This window comes from Parundibacterium terreum (assembly GCF_014636315.1).
Lineage (GTDB): Bacteria > Pseudomonadota > Gammaproteobacteria > Burkholderiales > Burkholderiaceae_D > Undibacterium > Undibacterium terreum.
In genome coordinates, this window is the sequence record NZ_BMED01000003.1 from 539396 (window position 1) to 554390 (window position 14995).

The 14995-nt window shown below is 56.3% G+C and carries 17 protein-coding genes; 15 read left to right on the plus strand and 2 right to left on the minus strand.

Annotated features, from left to right (window positions below; all coding sequences use genetic code 11):
* Positions 1 to 109 precede the first annotated feature (109 nt).
* The 9 genes from IEW12_RS17180 to IEW12_RS17220 all read left to right on the plus strand — a co-directional run bounded on the left by IEW12_RS17180 (position 110) and on the right by IEW12_RS17220 (position 9200).
* Positions 110 to 856 (plus strand): AzlC family ABC transporter permease, encoded by a 747-nt coding sequence (locus tag IEW12_RS17180; protein WP_229751176.1) that lies wholly within the window; start codon positions 110 to 112, stop codon positions 854 to 856.
* The gene (locus IEW12_RS17185) at positions 853 to 1176 is read left to right on the plus strand and encodes an AzlD domain-containing protein (protein WP_188567298.1); all 324 of its coding nucleotides are present in this window, start codon (positions 853 to 855) and stop codon (positions 1174 to 1176) included. The genes IEW12_RS17180 and IEW12_RS17185 overlap by 4 nt, the downstream gene beginning before the upstream one ends.
* 148 nt (positions 1177 to 1324) lie before the next feature.
* Positions 1325 to 2515 (plus strand): phosphoglycerate kinase, encoded by a 1191-nt coding sequence (locus tag IEW12_RS17190; RefSeq protein WP_188567299.1) that lies wholly within the window; start codon positions 1325 to 1327, stop codon positions 2513 to 2515.
* 100 nt (positions 2516 to 2615) lie between these two features.
* Positions 2616 to 4046, plus strand: coding sequence for a pyruvate kinase (gene pyk, locus IEW12_RS17195; RefSeq protein ID WP_188567300.1), 1431 nt, complete (start codon positions 2616 to 2618; stop codon positions 4044 to 4046).
* Between the two features lie 129 nt (positions 4047 to 4175).
* Positions 4176 to 5240, plus strand: a complete 1065-nt coding sequence (fba, locus tag IEW12_RS17200; protein WP_188567301.1) for a class II fructose-bisphosphate aldolase — start codon at positions 4176 to 4178, stop codon at positions 5238 to 5240.
* A 78-nt stretch (positions 5241 to 5318) separates the two neighbouring features.
* Positions 5319 to 6215 (plus strand): phosphoribosylaminoimidazolesuccinocarboxamide synthase, encoded by an 897-nt coding sequence (locus IEW12_RS17205; RefSeq protein ID WP_188567302.1) that lies wholly within the window; start codon positions 5319 to 5321, stop codon positions 6213 to 6215.
* Between the two features lie 2 nt (positions 6216 to 6217).
* Positions 6218 to 6718 (plus strand): 5-(carboxyamino)imidazole ribonucleotide mutase, encoded by a 501-nt coding sequence (purE, locus tag IEW12_RS17210; protein ID WP_188567562.1) that lies wholly within the window; start codon positions 6218 to 6220, stop codon positions 6716 to 6718.
* 207 nt (positions 6719 to 6925) lie between these two features.
* The gene (locus IEW12_RS17215) at positions 6926 to 8134 is read left to right on the plus strand and encodes a 5-(carboxyamino)imidazole ribonucleotide synthase (RefSeq protein WP_188567303.1); all 1209 of its coding nucleotides are present in this window, start codon (positions 6926 to 6928) and stop codon (positions 8132 to 8134) included.
* Positions 8135 to 8165: 31 nt separating this feature from the next.
* Positions 8166 to 9200 carry an L-threonylcarbamoyladenylate synthase gene (locus IEW12_RS17220; protein ID WP_188567563.1) on the plus strand — a complete coding sequence of 345 codons (1035 nt, stop codon included), beginning with the start codon at positions 8166 to 8168 and terminating at the stop codon, positions 9198 to 9200.
* A gap of 37 nt (positions 9201 to 9237) precedes the next feature.
* Here IEW12_RS17220 and IEW12_RS17225 read toward each other — a convergent pair whose 3' ends face one another.
* Positions 9238 to 9498 carry a SemiSWEET transporter gene (locus IEW12_RS17225; RefSeq protein ID WP_188567304.1) on the minus strand — a complete coding sequence of 87 codons (261 nt, stop codon included), beginning with the start codon at positions 9496 to 9498 and terminating at the stop codon, positions 9238 to 9240.
* Positions 9498 to 10013 carry a flavin reductase family protein gene (locus tag IEW12_RS17230; RefSeq protein ID WP_188567305.1) on the minus strand — a complete coding sequence of 172 codons (516 nt, stop codon included), beginning with the start codon at positions 10011 to 10013 and terminating at the stop codon, positions 9498 to 9500. The genes IEW12_RS17225 and IEW12_RS17230 overlap by 1 nt, the downstream gene beginning before the upstream one ends.
* A gap of 203 nt (positions 10014 to 10216) precedes the next feature.
* Between IEW12_RS17230 and IEW12_RS17235 the strand changes: the two genes are divergently transcribed.
* The 6 genes from IEW12_RS17235 to IEW12_RS17260 all read left to right on the plus strand — a co-directional run bounded on the left by IEW12_RS17235 (position 10217) and on the right by IEW12_RS17260 (position 14988).
* The gene (locus tag IEW12_RS17235; protein WP_188567306.1) at positions 10217 to 10600 is read left to right on the plus strand and encodes a hypothetical protein; all 384 of its coding nucleotides are present in this window, start codon (positions 10217 to 10219) and stop codon (positions 10598 to 10600) included.
* A gap of 55 nt (positions 10601 to 10655) precedes the next feature.
* Complete coding sequence (gene miaB / locus IEW12_RS17240) at positions 10656 to 12005, plus strand: tRNA (N6-isopentenyl adenosine(37)-C2)-methylthiotransferase MiaB (protein ID WP_188567307.1); 1350 nt, start codon at positions 10656 to 10658, stop codon at positions 12003 to 12005.
* Between the two features lie 19 nt (positions 12006 to 12024).
* A complete protein-coding gene (locus IEW12_RS17245; protein ID WP_188567308.1) occupies positions 12025 to 12357 on the plus strand; it encodes a DMT family transporter in 333 nt (110 codons plus the stop codon).
* A 66-nt stretch (positions 12358 to 12423) separates the two neighbouring features.
* On the plus strand, positions 12424 to 13506 hold the full coding sequence (locus IEW12_RS17250; protein ID WP_188567309.1) for a PhoH family protein: 1083 nt from the start codon (positions 12424 to 12426) through the stop codon (positions 13504 to 13506).
* Complete coding sequence (gene ybeY / locus IEW12_RS17255) at positions 13490 to 13942, plus strand: rRNA maturation RNase YbeY (protein ID WP_188567310.1); 453 nt, start codon at positions 13490 to 13492, stop codon at positions 13940 to 13942. Before IEW12_RS17250 ends, ybeY begins: the two co-directional genes overlap by 17 nt.
* 155 nt (positions 13943 to 14097) lie before the next feature.
* A complete protein-coding gene (locus tag IEW12_RS17260) occupies positions 14098 to 14988 on the plus strand; it encodes a CorC family transporter (protein ID WP_188567311.1) in 891 nt (296 codons plus the stop codon).
* Positions 14989 to 14995: the final 7 nt, after the last annotated feature.

The window sequence follows — 14995 nt, forward strand, 5'->3', positions numbered from 1 at the left end:
TAACGGATAGCCAACCCGGAGTCAGCATTGAACTGTTTTCCTAGGTAAAATAGCAAGTTGCCCTTGCTTGCCTCTGAGTACGGGGCGCATGGTAACTATAAGGACGGGCATGGCGGAGACTGTGAGTACGGAGATGGAGAAGGCTGCCTATCGCGAGGCGGTTAAGACAGGAATTCCTACCTTATTCGGTGTCGGCGCCTGGGGCCTGGTGGTCGGTGTAGCGATGATCAAGGCCGGGCTGACCGTGCCATTGGCGCTCGGCATGACCTTTCTGGTATTTGCCGGCTCGGCCCAGTTGGCATCCCTGCCGCTGATTGCCGCCCATGCGCCTGCCTGGGTCATTTTTCTTACAGCGTTGGTGGTCAATCTGCGCTTCGTGATTTTTTCGGCGATCCTGGCGCCGCATTTCTCTTATCTTCCATGGCGGCAGCGCGCATGGCTAGGCTATCTGTCAGGGGATATCTCGGTGGGTCTGTTCATGTACCGTTACCCGGAACCCGGTTTCGACCAGCGCAAGCTGCCGTATCTGAAAGGCCTGATCTTTCCTAACTGGACTGCGTGGCAGGTGGGCTCGGTGATCGGCATCCTGCTGGGTAGCCAGGTTCCTACCAGTTGGGGGCTGGGGTTTGCCGGTACGCTGGCTATTCTGTGCATCATGTTGCCGCTGGTGATGAACAAGGCGGCACTGGTCGGCGTTGCGGTGGCCGGTGCGATTGCGCTGGCGAGTGTCAATATGCCGTACAAGCTGGGTTTGCTGATTTCGGTACTGGCCGGCATGGCGGTGGCGATGGCAGTGGAAGAGTGGCTGGAAAAACGCCATGCCGATGCGGTTGATAACGGCAAGGGGCAGGCATGAGCGAACTGGAAATCTGGATCGTGGTTGTGCTGCTGGCAGTGGCAACCTTCATCGCCCGCAGCTCTTTCTGGCTGGTAGGGCATCATATCAACCTGCCCAAACGGGTGCAGGAAGCGCTGCGCTATGCGCCTGCCTGCGCGCTGGCGGCGATTATCCTGCCGGACTTAATGCTGAGCAACGGCGAGCTCGATGTCGCAGTCAGTAACCCGCGCCTGGTGGCCGGTGTTGCTGCAACGGCTTTTTTCCTGGTGAAACGCAATATGCTGATGACCATCTTCTTCGGCATGGCGGTATATACCTATGTGCGCCTGGGCTTATAGCCGGATTTCGCCGCTATTTTGCCTGTGAGTCAATGTTCATTGTTTTTGTGATAATAAATATTGCGCAGCAAGTACGAAAACCATGTAGTCCTGACGGTGGCTTTGGTAAAATACTGGTCTTATCCCTTTTTCACCCACCGCCACCTCCATGCAATTCAATCGACTCAGCGACCTGATCGCCGCCAATCAACTCCAGGGCAAGCGTGTTTTCATCCGTGCAGATTTGAACGTTCCACAAGATGATAGCGGCAATATCACCGAAGATACGCGCATACGGGCATCGGTTCCGGCGATCAAGGCGGCCTTGCAGGCAGGTGCTGCAGTCATGGTCACGTCCCACCTGGGGCGTCCGACCGAAGGCGAGTTCAAGCCGGAAGATTCGCTGGCGCCGGTCGCCAAGCGCCTGTCCGAGTTGCTGGGCGTGGATGTGCCGCTGCTGCAGAACTGGTTAGACGGCGTTGATGTAGCTGCCGGCCATGTTGTATTGCTGGAAAACTGCCGCGTCAACAAAGGCGAAAAGAAAAATGACGACACGCTGGCGCAAAAAATGGCAGCGCTGTGCGATGTCTATGTGAACGACGCGTTCGGCACTGCGCATCGCGCGGAAGCGACCACACACGGCATTGCCAAATACGCAAAGATTGCCTGTGCCGGTCCTCTGCTCTCTGCAGAGCTGGATGCGCTGGGCAAGGCGCTGGGCCAGCCGGCCCGGCCGCTGGTGGCGATCGTTGCCGGTTCCAAGGTGTCCAGCAAGCTGACCATCCTGAAATCGCTGGCTGACAAGGTCGATAACCTGATTGTCGGCGGCGGCATTGCCAATACCTTCATGCTGGCAGCCGGCCTGAAGATAGGTAAATCACTGGCAGAGGCGGATCTGGTCGATGAAGCAAAAGCGATTATCGATATGATGGCCAAGCGTGGCGCGTCGGTGCCTATCCCTAGCGACGTCGTCTGCGCGAAAGAGTTTTCTCCCACAGCGGTGGCAACGGTGAAATCCGTTGATGCGGTGGAAGCCGACGACATGATCCTGGACATCGGACCGACTACAGCGGCAACCTTGGCGGCGCAGATCAAGCAGGCCGGCACGATAGTCTGGAACGGCCCGGTAGGCGTGTTTGAATTTGACCAGTTCGGTAACGGTACCAAGGTATTGGCGCAGGCGATTGCAGAATCCAAAGGCTTCTCCATTGCCGGCGGCGGCGACACGCTGGCAGCGATTGCCAAATACAAGGTCACGGACAAGGTCGGCTATATCTCTACAGGCGGCGGCGCTTTCTTGGAGTTCCTGGAAGGCAAGACCCTGCCGGCAGTAGAAATCTTGCTGCAAAGAGCAAAATAATCACGCCGCCTCATGTCGCTTATGGCGTGAGTTCAGTACGGTATTTTGTACGGTATCAGTAAAACATAGTACAAACAGCACAAAAAATTTAGGAGACTTGATGTTACGCGGAACAAAAATCGTTGCAACAATTGGCCCAGCTTCCAGCGACCCGGCGGTATTGAAACGCATGCTGTTGGCAGGCGTGAATGTCGTGCGTCTGAATTTCTCGCACGGCAAGGCGCAGGACCATATTGACAGGGCAACGATGGTGCGTGCAGTGGCGGCAGAGTGCGGGCGCGAAATCGCCATCATGGCTGATCTGCAGGGACCGAAGATTCGCATCGGCAAGTTTGAAAACGGCAAGATAGAAATCAATAACGGCGACAAGTTCATTCTGGATGCAGAATGCCCGATGGGCAACCAGGAACGTGTAGGCCTGGATTACAAGGCCCTGCCGCGTGACGTGCGGACTAATGACGTGCTGTTGTTGAACGACGGCTTGATCGTGCTGGTGGTAGACAAGATCGTCGGCAGCGAGATCCATACGACGGTCAGGATAGGCGGCGAGCTGTCCAATAATAAGGGCATCAACCGCCAGGGCGGCGGATTGACTGCGCCTGCGCTGACGGCCAAGGATATGGAAGATATCAAGACTGCGATGTCTTTCCAGGCCGACTATATCGCCGTGTCCTTCCCAAAGAATGCGACTGACATGGAAATGGCGCGCCAGTTGTCCAATATCGCCGGCGAGGCCTATGGCCATAAGCCGATGATGATCGCCAAGATAGAGCGCGCCGAAGCGATTCCGCTGCTGCAGGAAATCCTGGATGCGTCGGACGGCATCATGGTGGCGCGTGGCGATCTGGCGGTGGAAGTCGGCAATGCCGCTGTGCCTGCGTTGCAAAAACGCATGATCAAGATGGCGCGCGCTTCCAACAAGGTGGCGATTACGGCGACCCAGATGATGGAGTCGATGATTTTCAATGCTGTGCCTACCCGCGCTGAAGTGTCCGACGTTGCCAATGCGGTGCTGGACGGCACAGACGCGGTGATGACTTCGGCGGAAACAGCGTCCGGTAAATATCCGGTGGAAACTGTGGAAGCGATGGCAGCCATCTGCCTGGAGGCGGAAGCCTTCCAGGAGTGCAAGCTGGATGCCGATTTCATGAACCAGACCTTTACCCGCATCGATCAGTCGATTGCTTACGGTGCGCTGTTCACGGCTTACCATCTGCGCGTGAAGGCGATTGCTGCGCTGACAGAGTCCGGCTCCACCACCCTGTGGATGAGCCGGCACATGATCGATATTCCATTGTTTGCGCTGACGCCAAGTATCGCGACCCAGCGCAAAGCGGCCTTGTACCGCAATGTGCAGACATTTGAATTGCCGGCCTCGACCGACCGTGATGTTGTCTTGAAAGCGGCAGAAAATCTGTTGCTGGAAAACGGCGTGGTCAACAAGGGCGACATGATCGTCGTGACCTGGGGTGAACCCATGGGCGAAGTCGGCGGCACCAACTCGCTGAAAATTGTCAGGGTGGGTGAGTAGCAGGAATACAGAGCCAGCGAAGCGCACACGGTGCCTTAGGTGCCATAGCGCCTGAGTTGCAATAGCAGCGTCAGTAGCTTGCCTCTGGTTCTAAAGGTTTTTTAATTGTAGTACCTCGGGAGAATTACTATGCCACTCGTATCCATGCGCCAATTGCTGGACCACGCCGCCGAAAACGGCTATGGCTTGCCAGCGTTTAACGTCAACAACCTGGAACAGGTTACTGCGATCATGCAGGCCGCCGATGAAGTCGGCGCACCGGTGATCATGCAGGCGTCTGCCGGTGCCCGCAAATATGCAGGCGAAGCTTTCCTGCGCCACCTGATCTCTGCAGCGGTAGAAGCGTATCCGCATATCCCTGTGGTCATGCATCAGGATCACGGCCAGTCGCCGGCAGTCTGCATGGCGGCGATCAAGTCCGGCTTTACGTCGGTGATGATGGACGGCTCCCTGATGGAAGACGGCAAGAGCGTCGCCAGCTATGAATACAATGTGGAAGTGTCGCGCAAGGTCGTGGAATTCTCACACGCTATCGGCGTCACGGTAGAAGCGGAGCTGGGCGTGCTCGGTTCGCTGGAAACCATGATGGGCGACAAGGAAGACGGCCACGGTGCTGACGGAAAAATGACCCGCGAGCAATTGCTGACCGACGTTGCGCAAGCGGCCGATTTCGTCAAGCTGACTCAATGCGACGCCTTGGCGATTGCCATCGGTACTTCGCACGGCGCCTACAAGTTTTCCCGCAAGCCTACCGGCGATATCCTGGCGATAGACCGCATCAAGGAAATCCATGCACGCATCCCGAATACGCATCTGGTGATGCATGGTTCTTCCTCTGTACCGCAAGAATTGCTGGAAGAAATCCGCGAATTCGGCGGCGACATGAAAGAAACCTACGGTGTGCCGGTAGAAGAAATCGTGATCGGCATCAAGCACGGCGTGCGCAAGATCAATATCGATACCGATATCCGTCTGGCAATGACCGGTGCAATCCGCCGCTACCTGTTTGAAAATCCAGGCAAGTTCGATCCGCGCGATTACCTGAAGCCGGCGCGTGAAGCCGCCAAACTGGTCTGCAAGGCGCGCTACCTGTCCTTCGGTTGCGAAGGCCAGGCAGGCAAGATCAAGCCGCTGCCACTGGAAAAAGTGGCAGAGCAGTACAAGAAAGGCAGCTTGGCGCAAATCGTCAACTAAGCAGCATAGCAAGCCGGGGCGCAAGAATTTGCGCCCTCGGCATTTTTGGCAGCATTCTGTTTTACTGAAATTATTTCCATGACTACGCAACTTCAATCCACACTCAAATCCCTGCCACTGCTGGGCCGCGGCAAAGTACGCGACAACTATGCGGTCGGCGAAGACAAGCTGTTGATCGTGACCAGCGATCGCCTGTCTGCCTTTGACGTGATCATGTCCGAACCTATCCCTGACAAGGGCCGCGTGCTGAACCAGATGGCTAATTTCTGGTTCGACAAGCTGGGCCATATCGTGCCCAACCATCTGACTGGTATTGCCCCTGAGTCCGTGGTTTCCGCTGACGAAGTGGCGCAAGTGCGCGGCCGCGCAGTTGTGGCGAAACGCCTGAAACCTATCCTGGTGGAAGCTGTTGTGCGCGGTTACATCATTGGTTCCGGTTGGAAGGATTACCAGGAAACCGGCGCCATTTGCGGCATCAAGCTGCCGGAAGGCCTGCGTCAGGCCGACAAGCTTGCCGCTCCCATCTTTACGCCCGCAGCCAAGGCGGACATGGGTGAGCATGATGAGAACATCAGCTTTTCCGACATGGAAGCGCGCATAGGCAAGGAACTCGCCGCCAAGATGCGCGACATCAGCATACAACTGTATAGCGAAGCCGCCGACTACGCCGCTACCCGCGGCATCATTATTGCCGATACCAAGTTTGAGTTCGGCCTGGATGACAATGGCGTGCTGCACCTGATGGATGAAGTGCTGACTGCCGATTCTTCCCGTTTCTGGCCTGCCGATTCCTATGCGCCGGGCATGTCTCCTCCTTCCTTCGACAAGCAGTTTGTACGTGACTATCTGGAAACCATCACCAGCTGGAAAAAATCGGCTCCTGCTCCTGCCTTGCCGGACGAGGTTGTCGCCAAGACTGCAGCCAAATACCGCGAAGCGCTGGAGCGCCTGACCGGTGAAACCCTGAAGGATTGATGATGACAGCGCCAACTAACGCGCCGCTGGTCGGCATCGTCATGGGGTCTTCCTCCGACTGGGAAGTGATGCAGAATGCGGTCGCCGTGTTACAAGAGTTCGGCATCGCGTTTGAGGCGCAAGTCGTGTCTGCCCACCGCATGCCGGATGAAATGTTCAGCTATGCAGAAACTGCAAGAGACCGCGGTCTGCGTGCAATCATCGCCGGTGCCGGTGGCGCTGCCCACCTGCCGGGCATGATTGCGGCAAAGACCATCGTTCCGGTACTCGGCGTGCCGGTCCCTTCCAAATACCTGCGCGGCGAAGACTCCTTGCTGTCCATCGTGCAAATGCCCAAAGGCATACCGGTAGCGACCTTCGCAATCGGCGAGGCGGGCGCGGCAAATGCGGCGTTGGCTGCGATTGCAATGCTGGCTACAACCGATGCTGTACTGGCGAGCCGTTTGCTGGACTACCGCGAAAGACAGACCCAGGTTGCCAGGAATATGAAGCTGCCGGTCTGATCCCTGCTTTGGTGTTCGTAGTCATGGTGGTCATGTAGCACTGCAGCCGGCATTCAACGGGTACTTGGCCGCTAAGCAGTCGGAACCGCAGTGCTGCTGCAAGAATAGAAATCCGGAAATCCTCTCCGCTCGCGGTGCAAGGGTTCTTCCACATATTTTTTCTCACGTTTTTTCTCGCAAATAGCCTTTGTGAACAGGCTCAAGAAAATGGCAACAACTCAAAATCAAACCGCAAGAACGGCGCATCTCCCTACCGAATCAGAGCAAACCTGGCTGGGTATTATGGGCGGCGGCCAGTTGGGCCGCATGTTCGCGCACGCTGCTCAGGCAATGGGCTACAAGGTCGCTGTGCTGGAGCCGCAGGCGGATTGCCCGGCCGGCCAGGTTGCGGACAGGCACATACAAGCTGCCTATACGGACGAAGCGGCATTGGCGGAACTGGCTGCGCTGTCGGTCGCGGTCACGACGGAATTTGAAAATGTGCCGGCACATAGCCTGGCTTTCCTGGCGGAGCGCACCTTTGTTGCACCAAGCGCCGCCTGTGTTTCCATTGCACAGGACCGCGTGGCTGAGAAACAGTTTTTTACGCGCGTCGGCGCCGCAACCCAAGTGTTACCGGCACCGCATGCAGTGATCACCAGTAGCGGTGATATCGATGCTGCCGGCGCCGAACTGTTGCCGGGCATACTGAAAACGGCACGCATGGGCTATGACGGTAAGGGACAGGTCAGGGTTAAAACGCTGGAAGAATTGCATGCGGCATATGCAGGCATGAATGGCGTGGTCTGCGTGCTGGAAAAAATGCTGCCGCTGGCCTATGAGATTTCGGTACTGGTAGCGCGCGGCGTGGATGGCGAAGCGGTGGTGTATCCGATTGCAGAGAACGTGCACAGGGACGGCATTCTGTTCACGACCACGGTGCCCAGCCAGAACGTGTCCGCAAGCATAGCGGAAACCGCGCAGAAGGCGGCGCTGGAAATCATTGCCGAGATGGGCTATGTCGGCGTGCTGTGCATAGAATTTTTCGTGCTGCAGGATGGCTCGCTGGTGGTCAATGAAATGGCGCCGCGTCCGCATAATAGCGGCCACTACACGATGGACGCGTGCATCACCAGCCAGTTTGCGCAGCAGGCGCGCGCGATTGCACAGTTGCCTTTGGGCGATGTACGCCAGCATTCACCGACAGTGATGCTGAATATCCTGGGCGATATCTGGTTTGAAGGTGCGTCAGACACTACGCGTGAGCCGGCCTGGGACCAGGTTCTGGCCTTGCGCGGTGCGCATCTGCATTTATACGGCAAGGCAGAAGCCAGGCGCGGCCGCAAGATGGGTCATGTGACCTTCGTGGCCACCACGATGGAACTGGCGCAAGCCAATTTGCAGCAGGCTTGCCGCATCCTCGGCATTCCAGCGTAATTGCGAATGAGATCGTGTGAATGAGATCGTGATGCAAGAAAACCAGCAACAGCAGCAAGTTATCCAGCATGCGGCCAGGCAATTGGAGGCCGGCATGCTGGTCGCCTTTCCTACCGAGACCGTATACGGCCTCGGTGCCGATGCGGAAAATCCGGATGCAGTGGCGCGTATTTATGCCGCCAAGGGCAGACCCTCGAATCATCCTGTCATCGTCCATGTAACACCGGAAGCGGACCTGAGCTATTGGGCCACGGATATCCCGCCACAGGCGCAGCAATTGATTGCGGCATTCTGGCCGGGGCCGCTGACGCTGATTTTGAAGCGCGCCAGCCATATTCCCGATGCGGTGTCGGGTGGACAGGATTCGGTAGGCTTGCGCTGTCCTTCGCATCCGGTGGCGCAGGCATTATTGCGCAGCTTCAAAGGGGGCAAGGGCGGGGTAGCCGCACCTTCCGCCAACAAGTTTGGCCATGTTAGCCCTACCACTGCTCAGCATGTGATCGATGAGTTTCCTGATGAGACCGGAGTGGGTGGCGCGATCGCTGCAGTGCTGGATGGCGGCCAGAGCGAGGTCGGTATCGAATCCACTATCGTCGATCTGACGCGGCTGGCAACGCATGGCCCGGTGCTGTTGCGCCCTGGCGATATCAGCGCTGCGCAATTGGCCGAGGTGCTGGGCGTGATGCCGGCAGCGCCGGATTTCGCCGCCCCGCGCGCTTCCGGCACCCTGGATGCGCACTATGCGCCGAATACCCCGGTGGTTCTGGTGGCTTCTGATGCGCTGGCATCTACCATGCAGCAATTGAAGGAAGCCGGTCGCAGTTTTGCTCTGATGTCCCATGGCCAGCACGGCAAGACCGAGGCATTGGCACACCTGATGCTGCCGGCCGAGCCGCATGGCTACGCACATGATTTGTATGCCGATCTGCGCGCGCTGGATGCAGCGCATGCCGACGTTATCCTGGTAGAGGCATTGCCGGATGATAGGGAATGGCAGGGCGTGAACGACCGCTTGCGCCGCGCTGCATTTGATTCCAGGGACGTGCTTGGCAGCTTGCTAGCCTGAACGGTACTGTGCAGCGTTACTGCTAAGGCCACTGGTATTACTTGTACCTGAGCTTCATGCCCAGTATAAACAGCGATAGCATGAAGGTGATGAAGTTGGCGATGATGATGGGCCAGGAATTGGTCAGTACGCCATAGGCCAGCCACATCGCCACGCCGGTAGTCAGGATGATATACATACCCAGCGAAACACCTTCTGCCCGCTTGCGCTTCCAGGTCAGCCAGGCCTGTGGGATATAGGCTATCGTGGTCATGCAAGCGGCGATGTAGCCGACCAGGTCGGCAGGGATAGCGTTCATCAGGCTGGTTTGCCGCTAGGGGGCAGGAACTGGCCGGCATGGAAGATCAGCGGTGCCTGGTGCGTGAATTCGCAATGTTCCACTTCGCCAACGAAGATCACGTGATCCCCTTCCGGATAACGGCTGCGGTTGTGGCATTCGAACCAGGCCGATACACCGTTCAGTATGGGGTGGCCGGTGCGCGATAGCGAAAATTCAACGCCGTCGAAGCGGTTTTTCTTGCGGCTGGCAAACTGCTCGGCCAGATGCGCCTGATTCTCTGACAGCACATTCACGACATAGTGAGAATTGCCGGTAAAGGCAGGCATGCTGCTGGCGACATTGCCCAGGCTCCACAGCACCAGCGGCGGGTCCAGCGACACCGAGTTGAAGGAGCTGGCCGTCAACCCCAGAAACGTGCCGTCCGCCAGCGTGGTGGTAATGACGGTAATGCCGGTGGCAAATTGCGAGAGCGCGTTACGGAAATGCCGGCTGTCAAAATCACGTTTTGCGGCGCGAGGGGAGCGAGTGTGCATCAGAATTCCAGATTTATTTTTGCCATTATGCCAAAGAAACAGCCACTTGGGCCACATGGACGGGCAAAGCATGGGATGAAGCAATGGGCCGCATATGTTAAACTTGCGCCCTTAGCCGGCGTCTGGAATGAGGGTAAGTCCCTGATTTACCGGCGCAAATTGTGAAGCCCGGCGGGCATCATTGTTAAATTGGATCATTAAATATGTCTAAAATGCAATTATTTCGTCGCTTCATACTGATATTAGCCATGGGCAGCAGCTTGCTGTCCATGCAGGCGGAGGCGAGAACCTTTCCTGCCAACGTCAAGCGCGGGATATTGAAGTCCGCTGCGGCGCCGCAAATCGTGATCAACGATAAATTGATGGCGACCACACCGGCAACCCGGATCTACAACGACGCCAACCTGATCGTGATGCCGGCCTACCTTGGGTCCGCCAGCAAAGTAGTCAACTACACATTGAATACAGTAGGCCAGGTAGACAAAATCTGGATATTGACCGATGCGGAAGCCAGCGTCGCAGTGCCCAAGACAGATACGGACACCGCCACGGTGGTCAGGCCGGTACAAAAAATTAAGGTGTACTAGTCTGGCTCAGGCGTTCTGCGGCGCGTTCGTTGCACCATTTTGATTAAAGAAATACATGCAAAAAAAGATATACATCAAGACCTTCGGCTGCCAGATGAACGAGTATGACTCGGACAAGATGGCGGACGTGTTGAATGCTTCCGACGGCATGATCAAGACCGACAGGCCGGAAGATGCAGACGTGATCTTGCTTAACACTTGCAGTGTGCGCGAAAAAGCGCAGGAAAAGGTGTTTTCAGACCTGGGTCGTTTGCGTGAATTGAAACTGAAGAAACCGGATCTGGTGATTGGTGTCGGCGGCTGCGTGGCCTCGCAGGAAGGTGATGCCATCGTCAAGCGCGCGCCTTATGTGGATGTTGTGTTTGGTCCGCAAACCTTGCACCGCTTGCCGCAGCTGCTGGATGCACGCCGTGATACCGGCCGTTCGCAAGTGGACATCAGCTTTCCCGAAATAGAAAAATTCGACCATCTGCCGCCGGCCAAAGTAGAGGGTTCCTCTGCCTTCGTGTCCATCATGGAAGGCTGCAGCAAGTATTGCAGTTACTGCGTGGTCCCTTACACCCGTGGTGAGGAAGTATCGCGCCGCTTTGAAGATGTGCTGGCGGAAGTCGCCGGTCTGGCAGAGCAGGGCATCAAGGAAATTTCCTTGCTCGGTCAAAACGTTAATGCGTATCGCGGCCAGATGGCAGACGGCGAGATCGCCGATTTTGCCTTGCTGATTGAATACATTGCCGAGTTCCCGCAGATAGAGCGGATACGCTTTGTCACCAGCCATCCCAAGGAATTTACGCAGCGCCTGATCGATACCTATGCCAAAGTGCCGAAACTGGTGAATCACCTGTATCTGCCGGCCCAGCATGGATCGGACCGTATCCTGTCCGCGATGAAGCGCGGCTATACGGCGATCGAATATAAATCGGTATTGCGCCGCTTGCGCCAGGTGCGCCCGGATATGTCGGTGTCCTCCGACTTCATCGTCGGCTTCCCCGGCGAGACGGAAGAAGATTTCAACGCGCTGATGAAACTGATAGACGACATCGGTTTTGACAACAGCTTCAGCTTTATCTTCAGCCCGCGCCCAGGCACGCCCGCAGCCAATCTGCAGGATGATACGCCGCATGCCGTCAAGCTGAGGCGCTTGCAGCAGTTGCAGGCCGTCATCGATGGCAATACCAAAAAATACAGCAATGCGATGATAGGTACGGTGCAGCGCATTCTGGTGGAAGGACCTTCGGTCAAAGACCCGAATGAGCTGCAAGGCCGTACAGAAAACAATCGCGTCGTGAATTTTGCCGGCCCGGCCAGCCTGGTGGGGCAACTGGTAGACACGCGGATTACAGAGTCCTATAACTACTCCCTGCGCGGCGAATTGCTGCCGTCCGGAGTGGAACAGGCGGCAGCTTGACCGGCATGCGGGGTGCCGCATGAAGCAGTGGCTGATCTTGGCGCTGGCCATCGTGGCGGAAGTCACGGCGACATCAATGCTGAAAGCCTCCGACGGTTTTACCCGCATATGGCCATCGGTGATCGTCGTGCTGGGCTATGCTGTTTCGTTCTATTGCCTGTCACTGACGGTACGCGTAATGCCTATCGGCATTGTTTATGCGATCTGGTCCGGCGTCGGCGTGACCTTGATCACGCTGTTTGCCTGGCTGTTTTATAAACAGGCACTGGATTTGCCGGCCATACTGGGCATGAGCCTGATCGTGGCCGGTGTTATTGTATTGAATGTCTTTTCGAAATCGATAGAGCACTAAATAGAGCATACGCATCCTGCTATCTGTGCCACATTAACCTGATACGCATACCTAGAGTTCACACTTTTGAAAACCAAAACCCCGGTTCCTGTTCTGCATTTCATTCCCCAGCCTCTGGACAATACCAGGCTCGCGCATTTGTGCGGTCCGCTGGATGAGAACCTACGCCAGATATCAGCGGCGCTGGATGTCAGCATTTTCCGCCGCGGCGAGAAATTCATCGTCAGCGGCACTAATGCCGACAAGGCGCTGGAAATGCTGGAGCATTTTTATGCACTGGCAAAAAAAATCATTTCCATTGACGAAGTGCAACTGGCCCTGGTCGAGCAGCGTGCCAGCAATTCGCTGAAGCAATTGCCCAAAGTGGATACCGGCGAAGCGATTGTGGCGGCAGAAGAACTGGACCCGGATGTGGACGTGGAAAGTCCGGTACTGAAGACGCGCCGCAGCGATCTGCGCGGCCGCACGCCGCACCAGAACCACTACCTGAAAGCGATCGTCGAGCACGATATTACTTTCGGCATAGGGCCTGCCGGTACCGGCAAGACCTATCTGGCGGTGGCCTGCGCGGTCGATGCGCTGGAACGCGATGCGGTCAAGCGCATCGTGCTGACTCGTCCTGCGGTAGAGGCTGGCGAGCGCCTGGGTTTCCTGCCGGGCGATCTGGCGCAAAAGGTCGATCCTTATCTGCGTCCCTTGTATGATGCCTTGTACGATTTGCTGGGTTTCGACCGTACCCAAAAGATGTTTGAGAAGCAGGCGATAGAGATTGCGCCGCTGGCTTATATGCGCGGGCGCACCCTGAACCATGCCTTTATCATCCTGGATGAAGCGCAAAACACCACTCCGGAACAGATGAAGATGTTCCTGACGCGTATAGGCTTCGGCAGCAAGGCCGTGGTCACCGGCGACGTCACGCAGATCGATTTGCAGCGCGGCCAAAAAAGCGGCCTGATCGATGCCTGCCAGATACTGGAAAACGTGCGCGGTATCGCCTTCAACCGCTTTACCAGCGCCGATGTGGTGCGCCACCCTCTGGTTGGCCGCATCGTTGACGCGTATGAGGCTTCCAGTGCCCACACTGCCAATATCGGCATCCTGAAACAAGCTACCCCTTTAAGTTCCGCCCATCATGGCCGTAAAAAATAAACTGACGCTGTCCGTCCAATATCCCGATCCCCGCCTGCAGAAGATCTTGCCCCGTCCCTTGCTGCGCAAGGCGGTCCAGGCCACCTTGTTTGCACCGGCCGAATTGACCCTGCGCTTTGTCGATGCCGAGGAAGGCCGCACCCTGAACCGCGATTACCGCGGCAAGGACTATGCAACCAATGTGCTGACTTTTGCCTATACCGAAGATGAAGACGCCGAGGTGACCCAGGCCGACATCATCCTGTGTACCGATGTATTGCAAAAAGAAGCGGCAGAGCAAAAGAAGTCGGTAGAGCATCATGCCATCCATCTGGTTGTGCACGGCGTATTGCATGCGCAGGGTTATGATCATGAAACGGATGAAGAAGCGGAAGAAATGGAAGGTATAGAGGCCGAAATACTGGAGACTCTGGGCATTTCCAATCCTTATAAATAAGTCAGCCTATAAGTGAGCGCCAGCTTACCAAATTGGGTTGCCTGAAGGAAAAATGGTGGAATTAGCTACGCGATTTACTATTTTTTTGTCACAATCGGGGCCAAACCGGGATTTGTTGTATCCTGTAGGATTGAAACAACGGCGCCCCGCCTACTATGCAAGAGCACTCTAGTAACGTCAGAACTTCTGACGTTAAACCCCACAGGTCATTGTTTGAACGCTTGACCGCACTCATTTCCCCTGAACCAGAGAATCGCACCGAACTGCTGGAAGTCCTGCACGATGCGCACGAACGCAATCTGATCGACGCTGATGCCCTGGCGATGATAGAAGGCGTATTCCAGGTTTCCGATCTTTCTGCCCGCGACATCATGGTGCCCCGCGCGCAGATGGATGTGATCGATCTTTCCAAACCGATAGAAGAGTGGATGCCGGAGGTGTTGTCCACCGCCCACTCCCGTTTTCCGGTAGTCGATGGCGACCGGGACAAGGTGATAGGCATCCTGCTGGCCAAGGATCTGCTGCGCTATTACGCGGAAGAACCATTTGAGGTGCGCGATATGCTGCGCCCGGTCGTCTATATTCCTGAATCCAAGCGCCTGAACATCCTGCTGCGCGATTTCCGCGCCAACCGCAACCACATTGCAATGGTGGTGGATGAATACGGCGGCATTGCCGGCCTGATCACGATAGAAGACGTGCTGGAGCAAATTGTCGGCGACATCGAAGACGAGCATGATTTTGATGAAGAAGAAGACAATATCATTGCCGTTGACGGCAATGGCCACGGCAAGCGCTGGAGGGTCAAGGGCCTGACCGAGATAGAGCAGTTCAATTCCATGCTGGGAACCAATTTCTCGGATGAGGATGTGGACACCATAGGCGGTTTTGTTGCCAATCATCTGGCCAGGGTACCGCACAAGGGCGATGAGTTCGATATAGAGCATATCCATTTCGAAGTCTTGCGTGCGGATGCGCGCCAGGTACAGGTATTGCTGGTGGAAAAACGCCAGTTGCTGCTGGACCTGATAGACGACAACGACTAATCCATAG

Bases quoted from the DNA above. Each gene is read 5' to 3' on its own strand.
- IEW12_RS17230 (WP_188567305.1), bottom strand. From the start codon at position 10,013: ATGCACACTCGCTCCCCTCGCGCCGCAAAACGTGATTTTGACAGCCGG.
- IEW12_RS17260 (WP_188567311.1), top strand. From the start codon at position 14,098: ATGCAAGAGCACTCTAGTAACGTCAGAACTTCTGACGTTAAACCCCAC.
- IEW12_RS17220 (WP_188567563.1), top strand. From the start codon at position 8,166: ATGCAAGAAAACCAGCAACAGCAGCAAGTTATCCAGCATGCGGCCAGG.
- IEW12_RS17225 (WP_188567304.1), bottom strand. From the start codon at position 9,498: ATGAACGCTATCCCTGCCGACCTGGTCGGCTACATCGCCGCTTGCATG.
- ybeY (WP_188567310.1), top strand. From the start codon at position 13,490: ATGGCCGTAAAAAATAAACTGACGCTGTCCGTCCAATATCCCGATCCC.
- IEW12_RS17180 (WP_229751176.1), top strand. From the start codon at position 110: ATGGCGGAGACTGTGAGTACGGAGATGGAGAAGGCTGCCTATCGCGAG.
- IEW12_RS17190 (WP_188567299.1), top strand. From the start codon at position 1,325: ATGCAATTCAATCGACTCAGCGACCTGATCGCCGCCAATCAACTCCAG.
- IEW12_RS17185 (WP_188567298.1), top strand. From the start codon at position 853: ATGAGCGAACTGGAAATCTGGATCGTGGTTGTGCTGCTGGCAGTGGCA.
- miaB (WP_188567307.1), top strand. From the start codon at position 10,656: ATGCAAAAAAAGATATACATCAAGACCTTCGGCTGCCAGATGAACGAG.
- pyk (WP_188567300.1), top strand. From the start codon at position 2,616: ATGTTACGCGGAACAAAAATCGTTGCAACAATTGGCCCAGCTTCCAGC.
- IEW12_RS17235 (WP_188567306.1), top strand. From the start codon at position 10,217: ATGTCTAAAATGCAATTATTTCGTCGCTTCATACTGATATTAGCCATG.
- IEW12_RS17245 (WP_188567308.1), top strand. From the start codon at position 12,025: ATGAAGCAGTGGCTGATCTTGGCGCTGGCCATCGTGGCGGAAGTCACG.
- purE (WP_188567562.1), top strand. From the start codon at position 6,218: ATGACAGCGCCAACTAACGCGCCGCTGGTCGGCATCGTCATGGGGTCT.
- fba (WP_188567301.1), top strand. From the start codon at position 4,176: ATGCCACTCGTATCCATGCGCCAATTGCTGGACCACGCCGCCGAAAAC.
- IEW12_RS17205 (WP_188567302.1), top strand. From the start codon at position 5,319: ATGACTACGCAACTTCAATCCACACTCAAATCCCTGCCACTGCTGGGC.
- IEW12_RS17215 (WP_188567303.1), top strand. From the start codon at position 6,926: ATGGCAACAACTCAAAATCAAACCGCAAGAACGGCGCATCTCCCTACC.